Here is a 17,522-nt window from a genome sequence, read left to right as displayed (position 1 = left end):
CAAAGCTCAAAATAGCCGAAACTCTAACTCTCAAAATGGACCCGTTCTCAGGGGGAAGGCCAGCAAGACGTGGACACTTGTTGGAATAGGGCCGCTGTCATCGGGTCATCCACGGAGCTGAAAAAATCACTAATGCATTATTGAAATCTATTAGCTGTAGTTGACATTTAAAATAGTCGTTTTGTGCTCATTGTTGTCTAAAACCGAGCATTTTTTACCCCAAAATTGTACAAAATGTTGATTACCGAGGCGAATTCCCTTGCTTGATTTCGGACCTAGCAGCGGCTACCCGTCGGATGCTGCCAAGGTGCCGGCGACGCGCGCGGGTGCATAAAGCGTGTAAAATCACTGCCGTCGCCATCGCGACATTGGTTGCGGAACGCGTGCAAGATTTGTAATCGTGATGGATGACAAAAGCTGGCGTTAGATATGTGCCCGATGAACTTGACCGCCGGATCATTGCGATTCTGCGCTCAGATGGGCGGGCGTCGCTTTCTAAGTTGTCAGAAATGCTGGGGGTGGTGAGGGGTACAGTCCAAAATCGGCTTGATCGTTTGCTTGAGACCGGGACAATCGTTGGGTTCACCGTGCGTGTCCGTGAAGATTTCGAAACCCAAACTATTCACGCAATGATGATGGTGGAAATCAACGGAAAATCGCCGATGAGTGTCGTGCGGGCGTTGCGCGGCTTCCCTGAGATTCATTCGATGTACACAACGAACGGAAACTGGGATCTTATCGTTGATATCCGGGCGGCGAGCCTAGCTGATTTCGACCGCGTCCTGCGGGAGGTTCGCCAGATTGAAGGCGTAGCGAACAGTGAGACAAGCTTGTTGTTGAGCGGTGTCTCGGCCTGAAAAGCGCTCTCCCAAGGTCAAGGCCAGAGAATTTTTCAGCAGGTCGCTTCGCCACGCCTGAACTCAATCCATTCTGATCCGCGACGACAACGTCGGCGCCATACTTCTTTGCTCCGGGTCCTCACTCCGCGACGAAGCGCTTTTGCAGGAGCAGGCGGTCGAGACAATGCGCATTTGCGCTCGGAATGTAGGGCGCCGAATCCGGCGCTCTTGGAGATTGCTATCGAGAGAAAACGCGCGTTCGACGAAAGGTCAATTTGCCTTGCTGTAGAAACTTGTCGCTACATGGCGAGAAAGATTCTCTTGTGTAGGGATAAAATACACTCTCGAAGAGTCGATAAATAATCTGAAATTATAAATCTCTATGTTCGCAAATAGAACGAGAGGTGTACACGGAGATACTCGCTTGATGCGAGCGTGATGTCTGATGTCAAAAATTTCTCGCTACATCCTTACCCAGCGTCAGTACATGACGGCCGCGTCTGGCATAGAATATGTCTTGATGCGACGGGCAAGGGCTGCAAAAGATTGTGCATGTCGGGCACAGCGGACGTTGACGGACAACCCACATCGGTCACCTTTCGCCAGACCTGCCCAGTTGGCCCGTGCATTTGAGATTTGGAGTTCACTGCGAACAGATGCAAGACAAGGTGGCATCGACGAAGAGGCGGCCGGCAGAAAATGGACAACGGCATTCTATTGCCGCGGAGTTGATTGCGGTGCTCGTCGCGGTGACGATTGGTCAGCCGCGGGTCATGACCATCGAGCGCGGTCAATCATTGCCTTCCGGCCCATTCGAACTTGGTCATCGTTCGCTGCAGTCGGGTTTGAGGGATTGGGTTGAACAGCAGACAAAACACCCATTGGGCTATATCGAGCAGCTTTACACTTTCGCCGATCGAGACAGGGCGCCAAACGGAAGCGCGCAACGCGCAGTTTCGATCAGCTATCTCGCATTGACCCGAGAGGAGCAGGCGGCATCCGCCGACGAGGCCGCCTGGCGCAGTTGGTACGACTATTTTCCGTGGGAAGATCACAGAGCCGGTATCCCCTCAACATTACCGGACGTGATCGTTCCGCGATTGAAGGTTTGGGCAGACGCTGCAGACGATCAACTCACGCACACTGACCGGTGGCAGCGGGCGGCGATGGCCTTTGGCCTTGATGGCTATGCCTGGAACGAGGAATTGGTGCTGCAACGCTACGAACTGCTTTACGAGGCGGCGTTTGTGGAGGAAGCAGACCGCTGCCATGGTTCAGACAATCCGCTGTCGGTCTTTGGCCGAGCCATGCAGGCTGATCATCGTCGCATTCTGGCCACCGGAATCGCCAGACTACGCGCCAAGATCAAATACCGCCCTGTCGTCTTCGAACTGATGCCGCCAACATTCACGCTGCTGCAATTACAGCGCACCGTCGAAGCGCTCGCCGGCAGGCTCCTGCACAAGCAAAATTTCCGGCGTCTCATCGAACAGCAGGACCTCGTCGAGGAAACCGGCGAGACCGTGTCGGAGACACGAGGGCCTCCGGCCAAGCGCTTCCGTTTCCGACAGACGGTTCTGGCGGAGCGAACTGTCGCAGGGACGAAATTGCCACTCTCGAGCGCTTGACATTCAATATGCTCAAGTTAAGCATATACCTTAATATACTCTAAGAGAGCATATTATGGGGAAGAATCATGCTCAACGCCTCCACGCGCACAGCCGCACTCTATGACCGCGTGCGGCGGGTCATTCCTCCGCTCGAATGGCCGGCCTTCACCGACGATATCGAGGCCATTCTCGATCTGAAACGGCAGCGAAACGCTGTCATCCTGGCGCATAATTATCAGACGCCGGAGATCTTCCATTGTGTCGCTGACATTGTCGGCGACAGTCTTGTGCTCGCTCGCAGAGCGATGACGATCGAAGCCGATGTGGTCGTTCTGGCCGGCGTGTATTTCATGGCCGAGACTGTGAAATTGCTCAACCCGGACAAGACTGTGCTCATTCCGGACACGCAAGCAGGCTGCTCGCTCGCCGACTCGATCACGGCCGAGGATGTCCGCCTGTTGCGGCGGCGCTATCACGGCATACCGATCGTCACTTATGTCAACACATCCGCCGCCGTAAAGGCGGAGGCCGATATCTGCTGCACGTCAGGCAATGCCAAGACCATCGTAGAAGCACTCGGCGTGCCGCAGGTGATCATGTTGCCGGATGAATATCTTGCCCAGAACATTGCCGCCCAGACCGCCGTGAAGATCATTGCTTGGAGGGGGCATTGCGAGGTGCATGAGCGCTTCACGCCTGCCGACATCCGCCAGTTGCGCGAAGACCATCCGGGCGTGACGGTGCTTGCCCATCCCGAATGTCCGCCAGAAGTCGTTGCGGAAGCGGATTTCTCCGGCTCTACGGCCGCCATGTCCGACTATGTCGGACAAAAAAAGCCAGCGCGGGTCGTACTGATGACGGAATGCTCCATGAGCGACAATGTCGCGGTCGAACACCCCGAGGTCGAGTTCATCCGTCCCTGCAATCTGTGCCCGCACATGAAGCGAATCACGCTCGCCAATATACGCACCGCTCTCGAGCAAAACCGTCACGCTGTGAACATCGGTCCTGAGATCGCTGGTCGTGCGCGGCTCGCAGTCGAGCGGATGCTGGCCATATGAACGCCGATGTCCGCAGCTTCTTTGGAAGACCTATTATTGTCGGCGGCGGCATTGCCGGGCTGATGACGGCACTTCACCTGGCACCCGAACCGGTGCTTCTTCTGTCCAGGAATCGACTGGGAACTGACGCTTCAAGCACGTGGGCACAGGGCGGCCTAGCTGCCAGCGTCGGCGATGATGACAGTCCGACGTTGCACCTGGCAGATACGCTCGCCGCCGGCGATGGGCTGTGCGATGAGGAAATAGCAAGCCGGATCCTGCGTGCGGCGCCCGACGCGATCGAGACGCTGGCGGGCTTCGGGGTCCGCTTTGACCGTACGCCGGAAGGGAAATTGCGTCTCGGGCAGGAGGCGGCGCACGGTCGACGGCGGATCGTTCATGCAGGCGGTGACTGCAGCGGGCGTGAGGTCATGCGTGCTCTGGTTTCGGCCGTGCATTCGACGCCGTCGATCGTGGTTGTGGAAGGCGTGGAAGCCCGCCGGCTGGCGGTGAAGGAGAATGCGGTCCGGGGAATCTGGGCAAGCTGTTCGATGGGTTCTGTATTCTTCGGTTCACGGCGTGTCGTCCTCGCCACCGGCGGGATTGGCGGGTTGTTTTTCGACACCACCAATCCGTTGGGCAGTTGCGGACAAGGCCTTGCGCTTGCAGCGCGCGCGGGTGCTGTCCTTAGCGATCTGGAATTCATCCAGTTCCACCCGACCGCGCTCGACGGGCCGGGCCGCCCCATGCAGCTCATCAGCGAAGCAATTCGCGGCGAAGGGGCAACGATCGTCGATGAAACTGGAAGGCGCTTCCTCGAAGGCTTAGAAGGCATAGAGCTCGCGCCGCGCGACATTGTGGCGCGCGCCGTCTGGAAACACCTTTCGAAAGGCCACCGCGTCTTTCTCGATACACGGGAGAAGCCTGGAACGGCATTCGCAGTGCAGTTTCCGACGATTGCGTCAGCCTGCCGTGATGTTGGTATCGATCCAGGGCGTGACCTCATTCCCATTCGTCCCGCCCAGCACTACCACATGGGGGGGGTCGCCGTGGATGCCGACGGTCGTACCTCCGTTGCAGGGCTTTGGGCATGCGGCGAAGTTGCCTCGACCGGGCTACACGGTGCCAACCGGCTAGCAAGCAATTCGTTGACCGAGGCAGTCGTCTGCGCCCGTTGGGTGGCCGAAAGCCTCCTGGGAACCACTGTCCGCCGAACAAAGCCGGCGATTACAAATGACTACCCCTCGCCAGATCCTACGACCGTGCGCTCCCTGTTGTCCCGCGCGCTCGGCATCGTACGAGACAGTGAAAGCTTGAAAGCGACTGCACGTGCCTTGCTGCCGCTGGCCGACGGCAACGACGCGGCATCGGATCCGGCGGCTGTCGGATTGATGATCGCGATTGCCGCCTTATGGCGTGAAGAAAGCCGCGGTGCTCACTATCGGGCAGATTTTCCGCATCGCGCCGCCATCGCCCGTCGTTTCGAGATTACGCTCGCCGATGCCTTGGCGGCAGCGCGGGAACTCGCACATTCCCCGAGCCTCGAGGGGGCAGGATGATGAAGATCGCACCGCTTCCCACAGTTATGCTTGAACCGCTCGTACGGGCAGCTCTTCTCGAAGATCTTGGTAGAGCCGGCGACTTGACCACGGAGGCGGTCGTACCAAAGGAACACCATGCGAGGACCGTGTTGGTAGCGCGCCAATCCGGAGTTGTCGCCGGCCTCGATCTGGCGATGCTCGCTTTTCGCCTGATCGATCCTGACGTCGAATTCTCGGTGGAGCAGCCAGACGGCAACAATGTTACGCGTGGAGAGGTCATTGCATCCGTGGTTGGCCCGGCCCGGGCCATTCTCACAGCCGAACGAACGGCACTCAATTTTCTGTGCCATCTGAGCGGCATCGCGACGGCAACGGCATCGGTCGTCGCTGCGGTTCGCGGACATGGTGCAAAGATCGTCTGTACGCGCAAGACGACGCCCGGATTGCGGGCAGTCGAAAAGTACGCCGTGCGCGCAGGTGGCGGATCAAATCATCGCTTCGGGCTCGACGACGCAATCCTGATCAAGGACAACCACATCGCCATCGCCGGTGGCGTTCGCCCCGCACTTGAGCGGGCACGAAGGAGGGCCGGTCATCTCGTCAAGATTGAAGTCGAGGTCGATACGCTGGCCCAGTTGGAGGAGGTGCTTGGTTTCGCTCCCGATGCGGTCCTGCTCGACAACATGTCCCTCGACCATCTCCGTCGCGCTATCGTGATCGTTGGCGGTCGCGCTATCACCGAGGCTTCTGGCAGGATTACATCTGATACCGCACGAGCGATCGCCGCGACAGGCGTTGACCTTATTTCCATCGGCCGACTGACCCACAGCGCGCCGATCCTGGATATTGGCCTCGACTATCGGGGCTCATGATCGCCTGAGGAACGAACGGGAGCGGGTCAAAGGTCCTTCCTATCGTCGTCAATCAGACAGCAAAGATCCGCAAAGCCAGAACCCAAGGAACAGCATGGACATGAACGCAAGCGGTTCGACGAAGACAACGCCACTGGCTCAACCCTCTGATGCTAAGGCGTGGACCGTGGAGAAAGCTGGGGCGCTGTATGACGCTCCTTTCAATGACCTGCTGTTTCAAGCGCAGACCGTGCACCGCAAGAATTTCGATCCCAACAAGATCCAGCTCAGCCGGCTTCTCAGCATCAAGACAGGCGGCTGCCCGGAGGATTGCGGCTATTGCAGCCAGTCGGCGCATCACGAGATCGGATTGAAGGCGTCGAAACTGATGGAGGTCAGGCGCGTCATCGCCGAGGCGACCAAGGCGCGCGACGCCGGCGCCACCCGCTATTGCATGGGTGCGGCCTGGCGAAACCCCAAGGCGCGCGACATGGATGCGGTGGTGGCGATGGTCGAAGGCGTCAAGGCGCTCGGCATGGAGACCTGCATGACGCTCGGTATGCTCGATAGTGAGCAGACCGCTCGTCTCAAAGAGGCGGGTCTCGACTATTACAACCACAACATCGATACGTCGGAGCGCTACTACAACGAGATCATCAGCACGCGCAGCTTTGCCGACCGGCTCGATACGCTCGAGCAGGTTCGCCAATCCGGCATCAAGGTCTGCTGCGGCGGCATTGTCGGCATGGGCGAAGAGCCGGTGGACCGGATCGACATGCTGGTGACGCTGGCCAATCTGCCGGAGCATCCGCAAAGCGTTCCGATCAACATGCTGATCCCGATCGCCGGCACCCCGCTTGCCGAAGCCAAGCCCATCGAGCCGATCGAATTCGTGCGCGTGATCGCCCTGGCACGCATCATGATGCCGAAATCGCATGTGCGTCTTTCGGCCGGCCGCACCGCTATGACCGACGAGATGCAGGCGCTGTGCTTCTTTGCGGGTGCCAACTCGATCTTCGTAGGCGACACGCTGCTGACGGCGGACAATCCCGGCGAGGACAAGGATACCCTTCTGTTCCGGCGCCTCGGCATCGAGCCGATGGACCTCGAGGCGCAATGAACGGGGCACCGCTTGCCCGCTATGATGCGACCTTGCAGGGGCTGGCGCGCAAAGACCGGCTGCGGACGCTGTCGCCGCGCACCGGGCTCGACTTCTCGTCGAACGACTATCTCGGGCTTGCCGCCTCCAGGAGACTTGGCGATGCGGTTGCGGCGGCGATAGCGCGGGGCACGCCGGTTGGCGCCACTGGGTCGCGGCTGTTGCGTGGCAACGCGCCGGAGCACGAGGAATTGGAGGCAGACGCAGCGGCATTCTTCGGGACCGAGCGCGCGCTGTTCTTCGGCAGCGGCTACATCGCCAACTTCGCACTCCTAACCGCCTTGCCGCAGAAGGGCGACCTGCTGGTCCTCGACGAGCTTGCTCATGCCAGCATGCATGAGGGCGCCCAGGCCGGCCGCGCCCAGTTCGTGCTGGCCGCCCACAGCGACATCAATGCCGTCGAGGATGCGATCACAAGCTGGCGTGCCGGCGGCGGCACGGGGCGCGTCTGGATCGCGGTCGAAAGCCTCTACAGCATGGATGGCGACCGCGCGCCGATGGACAGCCTGGTCGCGCTTGCCGCCCGGCACGAGGCGTTCCTCGTCGTCGACGAGGCGCATGCCACCGGTGTCTGGGGACCGGACGGCCGGGGGCTGGCCGCCGCGTTCGAGGGCCGCGACAACATCATTGCACTTCATACCTGCGGCAAGGCGCTCGGTGCGTCCGGCGCACTGGTCACCGGACCGGGAACGCTGTGCGATTATCTCGTCAACCGTTGCCGGCCATTCATATACGCCACCGCGCCATCGCCGCTGATGGCGGTCGCGGCACGCGAAGCGCTCGCCATGCTGTCTGACGAGACCATGCGCCGTGTTCAGCTGCATGAGCGCATCGTCTTCGCGGGCCGTCAATTGACCGAGCGCTGCGGCGTGATACCGAGCGGCTCGCAGATCCAGCCAGTTGTGATCGGCGACGTCAGGCGCACCATGGCGGTGGCGGCGGCACTGCAGGCGCGCGGCTTCGACATACGCGGCATTCGTCCGCCGACTGTGCCCGAGGGCACGTCGCGTCTGCGCATTTCATTGACGCTCAATGTCGGCGAAGCCGACATTTCGGCGATGGTCGAGGCACTCGCCGAGGTGCTGGGCTCGGCATGACCAGATGCGTCGTCATCACCGGAACCGACACCGGAATTGGCAAGACCGTGTTTTCAGCCGGACTAGCCGGGCTGCTCGACGGATTCTACTGGAAGCCGGTGCAATCGGGCCTCGACGACGAAACCGACAGCGAGGTCGTTGCGCGGCTTGCCGACCTGCCGCCGGGGCGCGTACTGCCGGAAGTCTACCGCTTGAAGAGTCCGCTGTCGCCGCATCGTTCGGCCGAAATCGACGGCGTCGCGATCGAAGCGGCAGCTCTCTCCCTTCCGGTCGTGCCGGGTCCGCTCGTCATCGAGGGTGCCGGCGGTCTGATGGTGCCGCTCAATCGGCGCACAAGGTTCATCGACATATTCGAGCAGTGGCAGCTGCCGGTCATACTGTGCGCCCGCACCGCGCTCGGCACCATTAACCACACGCTGCTGTCGATCGAGGCACTGCGAACGCGATCCATTCCGCTACTCGGAGTTGCCTTCATCGGCGACGAAGCGGCCGACAGCCAAAGGACGATCGCTGAATTCGGCGATGTTGCGGTGTTGGGAAGGCTGCCTCACCTCGATCCACTGACGCCCGAGACGCTCAGCCATGCCATGAGCGTGAGTTTTGACCTCTCGATGATTGCCGAAGGATACCGCTGATGGGCTCGCATGTCTGGCACCCCTTCACCCAGCACGCGCTCGAGCCGGTGATCCCTGAAATCGTGCTGACGGAAGGCGCCTATCTCCACAAGGCCGACGGCACGCGCATCCTGGACGCCATTTCCTCCTGGTGGGTCGTTACGCATGGCCACCGCCATCCCCGCATCATGAAGGCTATCGAGGCGACAGCGTCGAGCCTCGACCAGATCATCTTCGCAGGCTTCACGCACGAGCCGGCCGAACAGTTGGCCAGGGCGCTTGTCGGTCTCGCTCCCTCCGGACTCGACTGGGTGTTCTATTCCGACAGCGGCTCGACCTCAGTCGAAGTCGCGCTGAAGATGGCGCTCGGCTATTTCCGCAACATCGGCGCGCCGCGTTCGCGCATCGCCGTCATGGAGCACAGCTACCATGGCGACACCATCGGCACGATGAGCGTCGGCGCCCGCAGCGTGTTCAACGCCGCCTACGAACCCTTGCTGTTCGAGGTCGACACCATTCCCTTCCCGGCAGCAGGGCGCGAGCAGGAGACGCTGGATCGTTTCGAGGCAGTTGCCCGCGACCGGCGCGTCGCCGCGCTGATCGTCGAGCCGCTCGTGCTTGGTGCCGGCGGCATGCTGATGTATCCGGCCTCGATTCTGACCGAGTTGAAGAGGATCGCTGAAGCCTCCGGCACGCTGCTGATCGCCGACGAAGTGATGACCGGCTGGGGGCGCACCGGAACCATGTTCGCCTGCGAGCAGGCGTCCGTCTCGCCGGACATCTTGTGCACCTCGAAGGGCTTGACCGGTGGTGCCATCCCGCTGGCGGCCACGCTTGCCACCGATGCCATCTTCCAGGCTCACTATTCCGAGGATCGGAAGAAGACCTTCTTTCATTCGAGCTCCTACACCGCCAATCCGATTGCCTGCGCGGCCGCACTCGCCAATGTCGAGATCTGGCAGGACGAGCCGGTGGCCGAGCGGATCGCGACCTTGAGTGGGATGCAGGTCGCTGGACTGCAACGCTTTCGCGACAATCCGTACTTCACCGACTGCCGGTCGATGGGAACGATCGCAGCGCTCGACCTTCGAGCCGATTCCGCAGGTTATCTCGCCGAGATCGGACCGAAGCTGCGCGCGTTCTTCCTCGACCGGGGGCTGCTTATCCGTCCGCTCGGCAATGTCCTTTATCTTATGCCGCCCTATTGCATCACTGGCGGCGAATTGGACGGGCTCTATGACGCCATCGAGGAGGCCGGCGCACGTTTCGGCTCGAGGCCATGAGCAGGTCGTCGCGCATTCTCGGGTTCGGCCATCATGCGCCTGGGCGCAAAGTGGTGAATACCGAGATCGAGAGCAATCTCGGGCTCGAACCTGGCTGGATCGAACGGCGCACCGGAATCCGTTCGCGCTTCTGGGCAACGGATTCCGACACGCTGTCTGGTCTTGCCACGCAGGCCGGCGACATGGCATTGGCGAACGCCGGTATTGACCGCGGCGACATCGGTTTGCTGTTGCTCGCAACCTCGACGCCCGACCACCTTCTGCCGCCCAGCGCGCCGCTGGTCGCGCATCAGCTGGGACTGAGCCGCGCCGGTGCGGTCGATCTGACCGGCGCTTGCGCCGGCTTCATCTATGCGCTGATGTTCGCGGACGGATTTACCCGCCTGCACGGCAAATCGGCCCTCGTCATTGCCGCCAATATCCTCAGCCGCCGTATCAATCCGGCTGAACGCGCCAGTGCCGTGCTGTTTGCCGATGCCGCCGGCGCCCTGGTGATCGGTCCGTGCGAGGACCCGGATCAGGGCATTCTCGGCGCCTCGGTGGATTCGGACGGCTCGCGCTACGGGCTGATCCAGATCCCGGCGGGCGGAAGCAACATCCCGTTCCAAAGTGGCCTGGATCTCGGGCAAACCCGAATGACGATGACCGACGGCCGCGAAGTGTTCGCCAAGGCTGTCGAGATGATGACCGATTGCTCGACAAGCGCGCTCGCCGCTGCCGGTGTGCGACCACAGGATGTCGGCAGGTTCGTGCCGCATCAGGCCAATGCCCGCATTTTCGATGCGGTCGGGAGGAACCTCGGCATAGCGGATCAAGCAATCGTCAAGACGATCGCCGACTACGGCAACTCTTCCGCGGCGACGATCCCGCTCTCCCTGTCGCTGGCCAATCAATCGGAGCCGTTTCGGCAGGGCGCGAAAATCCTGCTGGCGGCGGCAGGCGCGGGTCTCAGCGGCGGTGCGCTCGTCGTCGGAATTTAGCCGGGCAACCAGCTGCGGGCAGGACTGGTCATGCAATGATGGATAGGGCAACAGACCAATGCGAAAAATGGTCGCCGGCAAGCTGCACGGCATCCACGTCACCGAAGCGAACCTCAACTACCATGGTTCGATAACGCTCGACCCTGACCACTGCGAGGCAGCCGGGATCCTGCCGATGGAATTCGTGGAGATATGGAACAAGAATTCCGGGGCGCGGATTTCGACCTATGTCATTCTCGGCGAGCGTGGCTCGCGATGCTGCATCCTCAACGGAGCGGCCGCTCGCACCTGCCAGCCCGGCGACCAGATCATCGTCTGCAACTCCATCTACCTGGACGAAGCGCAAATCACTTCCCTGAAGCCACGGATCGTCACGTTCGACAAGGAGAACCACATCCACGACCGCCTGAGCTACTCGGTCGATGTCGACGCCGGTGGGCGATACAGTTTCTCGATCCTTGACGAGGCGAACGCGGCGTTGGCTATTCCTGTCCTGGTGTCAGGGGCCTGAGTTGCTCTGCATTTGCGGACGCGTTCCCAAGATGCCGTACGGGGACGTGAGACGGTTTCGTCGAACGGTTTGCACTACTGCAGGCCAGGGCTGACGCTTGCTGGGTTATGAGCCGATTGGTCAGATTCTCCTATTTGGGAAGAGTTCACTAAGGACGTTGCCTCTTACGAGAGGGCATAAACGTACGTTGATGGACATTGCGTCGCCGTCCGTGATCATTTCGCCACAATCAATCTATTTTTCCGATTAATTTGACGCAAAAAATATGTTGGAGCAGCATTCAGAAACGTGGTTTCTTCAATTTATCATCTAGAGAAACAAAATCTCATCTGGAGAAACAGATTGTCCGCCGAAATTGCCGAAGCCCGCTTGTCTCTTCCACCGCTGCCCGGGAAAGAGGGCAACGAAACGCGAGGCATGATCCGGGCCGGGATTGTTCTCGCCTGCACGATCGCAGGCGCGGGTTTCTCCCTCCGGCAGCTTCCGTGGATGACGCTTTTTAGCCCCATGATCCTGGCGGTCCTCGTCGGAATGGTATTCTCCAATACGGTCGGCGTCGCGGCAAACGCCAAGGCAGGCATCGCTTTTTCACAAAAGACGCTGCTGCGAGCCGCCATCGTCGTTCTCGGCTTTCAACTTACGGCGGCGCAGGTTCTGTCGATTGGTGTGCCGGGCATCGCAGTCGCCGCAACTGCGCTACTTGCAACGTTCGTCTTCACGACCCTTGTCGGCCGCTGGATGGGTGTCGATCGCAAGTTGACAGAATTGATCGCCGCGGGAACGTCGATCTGCGGTGCATCGGCAATCGTCGCCACCAATGCCGTGACGAATGCGCGCGACGAGCACGTGGCATACGCAATTGCCTGCATCACTCTGTTCGGCACGATCGCGATGCTTTGCTATCCGCTACTAATGGGCAGTCTCGGTCTTGACCAGCACGCATTCGGTCTTTGGGCTGGCGCTTCCATACATGAGGTGGCGCAAGTGGTCGGCGCAAGCTTCCAGGGCGGCACCCAGGCGGGCGAGATAGGCACGGTGGTCAAGCTGGCGCGTATCGCCATGTTGGCGCCTATGGTCCTTGCGCTCGGCGCGCTCGCGCATCGTCGTACGGATGGCGTGGACGCTAAGCGCCCGCCTTTGCCTTGGTTCGTTTTCGCCTTCATCGGTGTGGTCGGTCTGAATAGCGTGGTAACAATACCCGTCGAGGTCAAGGTTCTCCTGCAGACGCTCACCACATGCCTGCTTTGCGTTGGCTTGGCCGCCATGGGGCTCAATACCAACATCGCTGAAATCCGTCGGCATGGATGGCGTCCGCTCGTGCTGGCGTTTTCGGCCTCCCTATTTATCGCGGCAATCAGCCTCGTGCTGATCAAACTCGAGTACTGAGAGAATGCGCCGCTTTACGAAGCGAAATAGCGCGCAACGAGACATCATAAATTAAATTGGAATTTCGACAAGTACAGAAAACAATATTGAAAGGTGTCGGGTCATGGCTTTGGTTAATCTGAACGCAGATATGGGAGAGTCTTACGGCCGCTATAGATTGGGCAACGATGAAGAATTGATCAAGCACGTTCTCTCAGCCAATATTGCCTGTGGCTATCATGCCGCAGATCCGGGCACCATCCATTCAACGGTGAAGCTCGCAAGGGACCATGGGGTCGAGATAGGCGCCCATGTCGCCTATCCGGACTTGGCAGGGTTTGGCCGCCGCAAGATGGGGTTGAGCGAGCAGGAAGTCTTCGAGATAACTGTCTATCAGATCGGTGCCGTCAAGGCATTCTGTAAGGCGGAGAACGTGCCGCTCAATCACGTCAAGCCGCACGGCGAACTGTACCTAACCGCTGCTGTCGATGCTGCGGTTGCTCGTGGTGTCGTCCGTGCGCTGAAGGCGGTCGACGACCGCCTGCTTCTTTTTCTCGTTGGGTCCGTAGTGGATGCGGAATGTCGGCGTTTCGGCATCACCATGATCAACGAGGGCTATGTCGACCTGGAGTACAACTCCGATGGCTCTCTAGACTTAGACAAGAAACGCGAAGCGAGGGACCCCGTCGAAGTCGCACGAAACGCAGTTTCGCTTGTGGAAAAAGGCGGTCGTCATGCGCTCGACGGGTCGTGGATTGTCTTGCCCACGCAAACCATCTGCATGCATGGCGATATGGCCAACGGCATCGAACTCGCCAGAAAGACGCGAGAAGAACTGGAGACTAGGGGGCATAAAGTGGTGAAGTCGCGCCAAGTGGCGTCGGCAGTCGTTTAACAACAATGGGAGGTATCGATGAATTTAAGGGCATTTTTTACGACGCTGTTTTTCGGCGCCGCAATTGCATCCACCGTGGCGTCGGCCGAGCCCGTCCGCATATTCGCGGGCCCCAGCCCCACCTTTGCCCCGGTTTTCGTAGCCGACCAGCAGGGTTACTTCAAAGAAGAAGGCTTGGAGGCAGTGGTGAGGCAGTTTCCTTCCGGCGCGGAAGCTATTGAGAGCTTCCGTTCCGGCGCCGCCGATTTCCTGGTGGCAGCCGATGTGCCTCTATCTTATCTTCTCGCTGGCGGCGACGTCGTCATGGTCGCGCAGTTCTCGCAGAGCTCGCACTTCATGGTTGTCGTAGGACCGAAAGGCAAGATGGAGGCCTCCGACATCAAAGGCAAAAAGTTCGGCCTCGTCGCAAAATCGGCTGGGGAGTACATGCTCAGCAGGTTCTTGGATAGCAAGGGACTGACGCTGAACGATGTTGAGCGCGTCAACCTCGCCCCCTTCGACCAGATCTCCGCGCTTGTTCAAGGCGACATCTACGCCGTTTCCTCATGGAAGCCCTTCGATCAGAAGATGGAACAACTGAGCAGGGGGGAGATGGTACCGGCCGCCTGGAACGGCCAGGTTGGCTTTGACATCTATTCTGGTATTATAGCCAAACGCGAACTGCTGGAGAAGCACCCCGAGACGGTGGAAAAGGTGGTACGCGCTCTGCTCAAGGCCACCAAGAATCTTGAGAAGGGTGACGCCGAAGCCACTGCCACCGATTTGGCGAACTATCTCCAGGCGCCGCCTGCCGACGTCAAGAGCGTGCTTGAGACCAATAAATGGGACATGCATGTCAGCAAGGTTTTCTTGGACGGAATGCAGTCCGTTGGCAAGTTCCTGGAAAGTCAGAAGCTGATCGCCGGGCCGATAGACTGGAAAAATGCATACGATTGGACCGCATTGAAGGCGGTGGACGCCAGCCTAGTTCAATAGGGGCGCATGACCTCGCTAATGACTGGATCTGCTGCGACGGCGCTGGAGCCTTTGAGGCCGTCGCAGGCGATGCCGACTAGCTTATAGGGGTGGCAGGCAAAGCAGATCAAGCATGCGGGGGAAGCGACGGCGTCCGCGCGGGGTGCCGACTAGGCATACGAAAAGGGGAATAATATGCTAGCCAAACTGTGGACTAATTTCAGAATTTCGAACGTCTCGAAATCGTTCGGTAACTACGCGATCCTCGACCAGATAGATCTGGAATTCGACAGGGGTTCGTTCATCTGCGTCCTCGGCCCTAGCGGGTCCGGCAAGAGCACCCTACTCGACCTCATCGCCGGCTTCGAACGCCCGACATCGGGGGCAATTCGTCTCGATATAGACGAGATCCGTTCAGCTGGCCCCGATCGCGTGGTCGTGTTCCAGGACGTGAGTAACGCGCTATTTCCTTGGTTGAGTGTCCGAGAGAATGTTGAGTTCGGCATCTCCCGGCTCCCCCGCGCCGACCGGCGGCGGCGTGTCGACCGCGTCTTGGAGATGGTGAACCTTACCAATCACGCCAAAAAATTTCCTTCAGAACTGTCTGGTGGCATGAAACAGCGCGTGCAGATCGCGCGCGGCCTCGCCATGGAACCGGACATGCTTTTGATGGATGAGCCGTTTGGCGCGCTCGACGCCATCACGCGCAAAAAACTCCAGATTGATCTTAAGTCGCTTTGGGAGGCGACAGGGAAGACTATTTTCTTCGTCACCCATGACATCGAGGAAGCTATGATCCTGGCGACCGAGATCGTGGTGCTGTCGACAGGTCCTAGCGCGCGCGTGAAGGAATGGATCCGACATAACCAGATCCCGCAGGATCCCGCCACGCCCGAATACGTCGCCATGAAATCGCGGCTTGAGCGAGCTCTCGACATCGACGAGGACCACTAAGATGGCCCGGGTGCTCCACGGGGTGCTAGGCATCGTCATCGTCATCGGGGTTTGGCAACTGGTAGCTAACGCAATAGCCTTCGACATGCTTTTTCCGTCGCCCAGGATCGTCGGCGCCACCGCTTATGCTATGATCGCAAGCGGCAGCATGTTGCACGATGTCGGTGCAAGCCTCTGGCGTCTACTGGTTGCTCTGCTAATCGGGGTGCCCGCTGGTATCCTGATCGGCGTGGCTATCGGCTGGTGGCCGATCGCCAATGCGATTGTGCAACCGTTCATCCGTATGTTCAACGCTATTCCGGCAATAGCGCTCGTGCCGTTCAGTCTGTTGTGGCTGGGAGTGACAGAACAGTCGCGCATCGCGCTTCTCATCTACGCGGTCACACTGACCGTGTTGGTCAGCACTCGCGCCGGCGTGCGCGAAGTGAGCCGCATCAAGCTGCGTGCAGGCGAATGCCTCGGCGTCCGCGGGCCAGCGGCGTTGCTCAAGATTGTACTGCCGTCATGCATCCCTGCCATCATCATCGGCATCCGCACTGCGATCGGGCTCGGTGTCATGGTTGTGGTGGCAGCTGAAATGCTGGGTGCAGAAAGCGGTGTCGGATACCGCCTCATGCAGGCCCGTTCGCAATTCGACACCGCCGCCCTTATGGCTAGCATCATCGGGCTGGGCATGCTGTCGCTGCTGCTTGACCGTGCGTTCGAATTCACGGTCGAGACATTATTGCCGCGCTATTCAGCTAAGCGGAGGATCAAGTGATGTCCGGTTTTCGCATGATGTTCTTGTCGGCGCTTTCGTTGGCTGGCTTCGTCGTCTTATGGGCGATTGTCGCTGCATCGATCGCACGTCCTGAGCTCGTTCCGAGTCCGTTGCGGGTGCTTGGGGCGCTACGCGGCATGCTGTCGTCAGGCGAGATTATTAAGGCCACCGTTACGAGCCTCGGTCGCGTATTCGTCGGTTATTTGCTGGGCGGCATGGCCGGTGTTGTCACCGGCATCATCCTCGGTCGTATCACTATCATCCGCGAGTCATTCAGCATGATTTTCGACATCGCAAAGGGCATCCCTCCGATTGCGCTCGTACCGATCGTGATCATGTGGTTCGGTATCGGCGAGATGTCGAAATGGCTGGTCATCGCCTATGTCGTTTGGGTGGTGGTCACGATCAGCACGCTGGTCGGAGCCAGGGAGGTTCCGGTCATCCGCTTGCGAACCGCCGAGATCATCGGCCTGGGGCCATTTGAGCGCCTCTATCGCGTCGTGCTACCCTCGGTCGTGCCCTACGCGCTCATAGGGTTGCGGAACGCGGTAGGCTTTGCCTTCGTCGCTCTGGTCTCCGCTGAACTGATCGGTGCCAATTCCGGGCTCGGGCAGGTCATAATGGACTCGCGTTTCGCGCTGCAGACCGACCGCATGGTGGTCGGCATCCTCGTGTTGGGTGGCGTTGGCGCACTTTGCCAGATCCTTTTCGAACTGCTTGAACGTCTGGTACTGGCCCGGCGTTTCCATGTCTGTTAGGCGCTGGCAACGCATCATATCGCCGCCCGTGGAGAAACGGACGGCGCCAATGGCGTGACGAGCAATTATGCAGCCGTTACCATGATCGGCCTTGCAGTCGACCTAAGTTCGCCAACAGGCAATAACGAGTTCTAGGCGCCGCATCCCATATTGTTCCAATTGCTTTATCGCTTCGGGCATCGGACCAAACTGTCATCCTCGCGGCACTTTCAAAACGTGATCACACCTGTTTGTCGACGCCCCGGGTATGGCCTGCCCCATTAGGGAGGTCCACCGGATAAGTTAGAGTTCCGGCGGTTATGGTCGCCGAG

17 protein-coding genes are annotated in these 17,522 nt (G+C 59.7%); all 17 read left to right on the top strand.

The window, feature by feature from the left end:
- Positions 1–407 precede the first annotated feature (407 nt).
- Positions 408–857: an Lrp/AsnC family transcriptional regulator gene (locus ACLKMW_RS25480; RefSeq protein ID WP_415727315.1), complete on the top strand. Its 450-nt coding sequence runs from the start codon at positions 408–410 to the stop codon at positions 855–857.
- A gap of 638 nt (positions 858–1,495) precedes the next feature.
- Positions 1,496–2,467, top strand: a complete 972-nt coding sequence (locus ACLKMW_RS25475) for an NUDIX hydrolase (RefSeq protein ID WP_415727314.1) — start codon at positions 1,496–1,498, stop codon at positions 2,465–2,467.
- A 68-nt stretch (positions 2,468–2,535) separates the two neighbouring features.
- On the top strand, positions 2,536–3,510 hold the full coding sequence (gene nadA, locus ACLKMW_RS25470) for a quinolinate synthase NadA (RefSeq protein WP_415727313.1): 975 nt from the start codon (positions 2,536–2,538) through the stop codon (positions 3,508–3,510).
- Positions 3,507–5,048, top strand: coding sequence for an L-aspartate oxidase (locus ACLKMW_RS25465; RefSeq protein ID WP_415727312.1), 1,542 nt, complete (start codon positions 3,507–3,509; stop codon positions 5,046–5,048). The genes nadA and ACLKMW_RS25465 overlap by 4 nt, the downstream gene beginning before the upstream one ends.
- The gene (gene nadC / locus ACLKMW_RS25460; RefSeq protein ID WP_415727318.1) at positions 5,048–5,902 is read left to right on the top strand and encodes a carboxylating nicotinate-nucleotide diphosphorylase; all 855 of its coding nucleotides are present in this window, start codon (positions 5,048–5,050) and stop codon (positions 5,900–5,902) included. Before ACLKMW_RS25465 ends, nadC begins: the two co-directional genes overlap by 1 nt.
- A 100-nt stretch (positions 5,903–6,002) precedes the next feature.
- Positions 6,003–7,001 (top strand): biotin synthase BioB, encoded by a 999-nt coding sequence (gene bioB, locus ACLKMW_RS25455; RefSeq protein WP_415727310.1) that lies wholly within the window; start codon positions 6,003–6,005, stop codon positions 6,999–7,001.
- The gene (locus tag ACLKMW_RS25450) at positions 6,998–8,137 is read left to right on the top strand and encodes an 8-amino-7-oxononanoate synthase (protein WP_415727309.1); all 1,140 of its coding nucleotides are present in this window, start codon (positions 6,998–7,000) and stop codon (positions 8,135–8,137) included. The genes bioB and ACLKMW_RS25450 overlap by 4 nt, the downstream gene beginning before the upstream one ends.
- Entirely contained in the window at positions 8,134–8,772 is a 639-nt protein-coding gene (gene bioD, locus ACLKMW_RS25445; protein WP_415727308.1) for a dethiobiotin synthase, read from the top strand. The genes ACLKMW_RS25450 and bioD overlap by 4 nt, the downstream gene beginning before the upstream one ends.
- Entirely contained in the window at positions 8,769–10,034 is a 1,266-nt protein-coding gene (locus tag ACLKMW_RS25440; protein WP_415727317.1) for an adenosylmethionine--8-amino-7-oxononanoate transaminase, read from the top strand. Before bioD ends, ACLKMW_RS25440 begins: the two co-directional genes overlap by 4 nt.
- Positions 10,031–11,014: a beta-ketoacyl-ACP synthase III gene (locus ACLKMW_RS25435; RefSeq protein WP_415727307.1), complete on the top strand. Its 984-nt coding sequence runs from the start codon at positions 10,031–10,033 to the stop codon at positions 11,012–11,014. The genes ACLKMW_RS25440 and ACLKMW_RS25435 overlap by 4 nt, the downstream gene beginning before the upstream one ends.
- A 58-nt stretch (positions 11,015–11,072) precedes the next feature.
- The gene (panD, locus tag ACLKMW_RS25430; protein WP_415727306.1) at positions 11,073–11,525 is read left to right on the top strand and encodes an aspartate 1-decarboxylase; all 453 of its coding nucleotides are present in this window, start codon (positions 11,073–11,075) and stop codon (positions 11,523–11,525) included.
- A 417-nt stretch (positions 11,526–11,942) separates the two neighbouring features.
- Entirely contained in the window at positions 11,943–12,911 is a 969-nt protein-coding gene (locus tag ACLKMW_RS25425; protein ID WP_415727316.1) for a YeiH family protein, read from the top strand.
- Positions 12,912–13,014: 103 nt separating this feature from the next.
- Positions 13,015–13,785 (top strand): 5-oxoprolinase subunit PxpA, encoded by a 771-nt coding sequence (locus tag ACLKMW_RS25420; protein ID WP_415727305.1) that lies wholly within the window; start codon positions 13,015–13,017, stop codon positions 13,783–13,785.
- 18 nt (positions 13,786–13,803) lie between these two features.
- Positions 13,804–14,760, top strand: coding sequence for an ABC transporter substrate-binding protein (locus ACLKMW_RS25415; protein ID WP_415727304.1), 957 nt, complete (start codon positions 13,804–13,806; stop codon positions 14,758–14,760).
- Positions 14,761–14,934: 174 nt separating this feature from the next.
- Entirely contained in the window at positions 14,935–15,693 is a 759-nt protein-coding gene (locus ACLKMW_RS25410; RefSeq protein WP_415727303.1) for an ABC transporter ATP-binding protein, read from the top strand.
- A gap of 1 nt (position 15,694) precedes the next feature.
- A complete protein-coding gene (locus ACLKMW_RS25405; protein ID WP_415727302.1) occupies positions 15,695–16,453 on the top strand; it encodes an ABC transporter permease in 759 nt (252 codons plus the stop codon).
- Positions 16,453–17,211 carry an ABC transporter permease gene (locus ACLKMW_RS25400; RefSeq protein WP_415727301.1) on the top strand — a complete coding sequence of 253 codons (759 nt, stop codon included), beginning with the start codon at positions 16,453–16,455 and terminating at the stop codon, positions 17,209–17,211. Before ACLKMW_RS25405 ends, ACLKMW_RS25400 begins: the two co-directional genes overlap by 1 nt.
- The last annotated feature ends 311 nt before the right edge of the window (positions 17,212–17,522 follow it).

This window comes from Borborobacter xinjiangensis, from assembly GCF_047739745.1.
Classification (GTDB): Bacteria; Pseudomonadota; Alphaproteobacteria; order Rhizobiales; family Rhizobiaceae; genus Pseudaminobacter.
The sequence above is the reverse complement of the archived record's forward strand: the minus strand, read 5'-3'. Positions and strand labels throughout refer to the sequence as shown.

What these genes read in the sequence shown, in the direction of transcription:
- nadC (WP_415727318.1), top strand. Translation starts at nt 5,048, where the DNA reads ATGAAGATCGCACCGCTTCCCACAGTTATGCTTGAACCGCTCGTACGG.
- ACLKMW_RS25480 (WP_415727315.1), top strand. Translation starts at nt 408, where the DNA reads ATGACAAAAGCTGGCGTTAGATATGTGCCCGATGAACTTGACCGCCGG.
- ACLKMW_RS25400 (WP_415727301.1), top strand. Translation starts at nt 16,453, where the DNA reads ATGTCCGGTTTTCGCATGATGTTCTTGTCGGCGCTTTCGTTGGCTGGC.
- ACLKMW_RS25415 (WP_415727304.1), top strand. Translation starts at nt 13,804, where the DNA reads ATGAATTTAAGGGCATTTTTTACGACGCTGTTTTTCGGCGCCGCAATT.
- ACLKMW_RS25465 (WP_415727312.1), top strand. Translation starts at nt 3,507, where the DNA reads ATGAACGCCGATGTCCGCAGCTTCTTTGGAAGACCTATTATTGTCGGC.
- ACLKMW_RS25425 (WP_415727316.1), top strand. Translation starts at nt 11,943, where the DNA reads ATGATCCGGGCCGGGATTGTTCTCGCCTGCACGATCGCAGGCGCGGGT.
- panD (WP_415727306.1), top strand. Translation starts at nt 11,073, where the DNA reads ATGCGAAAAATGGTCGCCGGCAAGCTGCACGGCATCCACGTCACCGAA.
- ACLKMW_RS25410 (WP_415727303.1), top strand. Translation starts at nt 14,935, where the DNA reads ATGCTAGCCAAACTGTGGACTAATTTCAGAATTTCGAACGTCTCGAAA.
- bioD (WP_415727308.1), top strand. Translation starts at nt 8,134, where the DNA reads ATGACCAGATGCGTCGTCATCACCGGAACCGACACCGGAATTGGCAAG.
- ACLKMW_RS25475 (WP_415727314.1), top strand. Translation starts at nt 1,496, where the DNA reads ATGCAAGACAAGGTGGCATCGACGAAGAGGCGGCCGGCAGAAAATGGA.
- nadA (WP_415727313.1), top strand. Translation starts at nt 2,536, where the DNA reads ATGCTCAACGCCTCCACGCGCACAGCCGCACTCTATGACCGCGTGCGG.
- ACLKMW_RS25450 (WP_415727309.1), top strand. Translation starts at nt 6,998, where the DNA reads ATGAACGGGGCACCGCTTGCCCGCTATGATGCGACCTTGCAGGGGCTG.
- ACLKMW_RS25405 (WP_415727302.1), top strand. Translation starts at nt 15,695, where the DNA reads ATGGCCCGGGTGCTCCACGGGGTGCTAGGCATCGTCATCGTCATCGGG.
- bioB (WP_415727310.1), top strand. Translation starts at nt 6,003, where the DNA reads ATGAACGCAAGCGGTTCGACGAAGACAACGCCACTGGCTCAACCCTCT.
- ACLKMW_RS25435 (WP_415727307.1), top strand. Translation starts at nt 10,031, where the DNA reads ATGAGCAGGTCGTCGCGCATTCTCGGGTTCGGCCATCATGCGCCTGGG.
- ACLKMW_RS25420 (WP_415727305.1), top strand. Translation starts at nt 13,015, where the DNA reads ATGGCTTTGGTTAATCTGAACGCAGATATGGGAGAGTCTTACGGCCGC.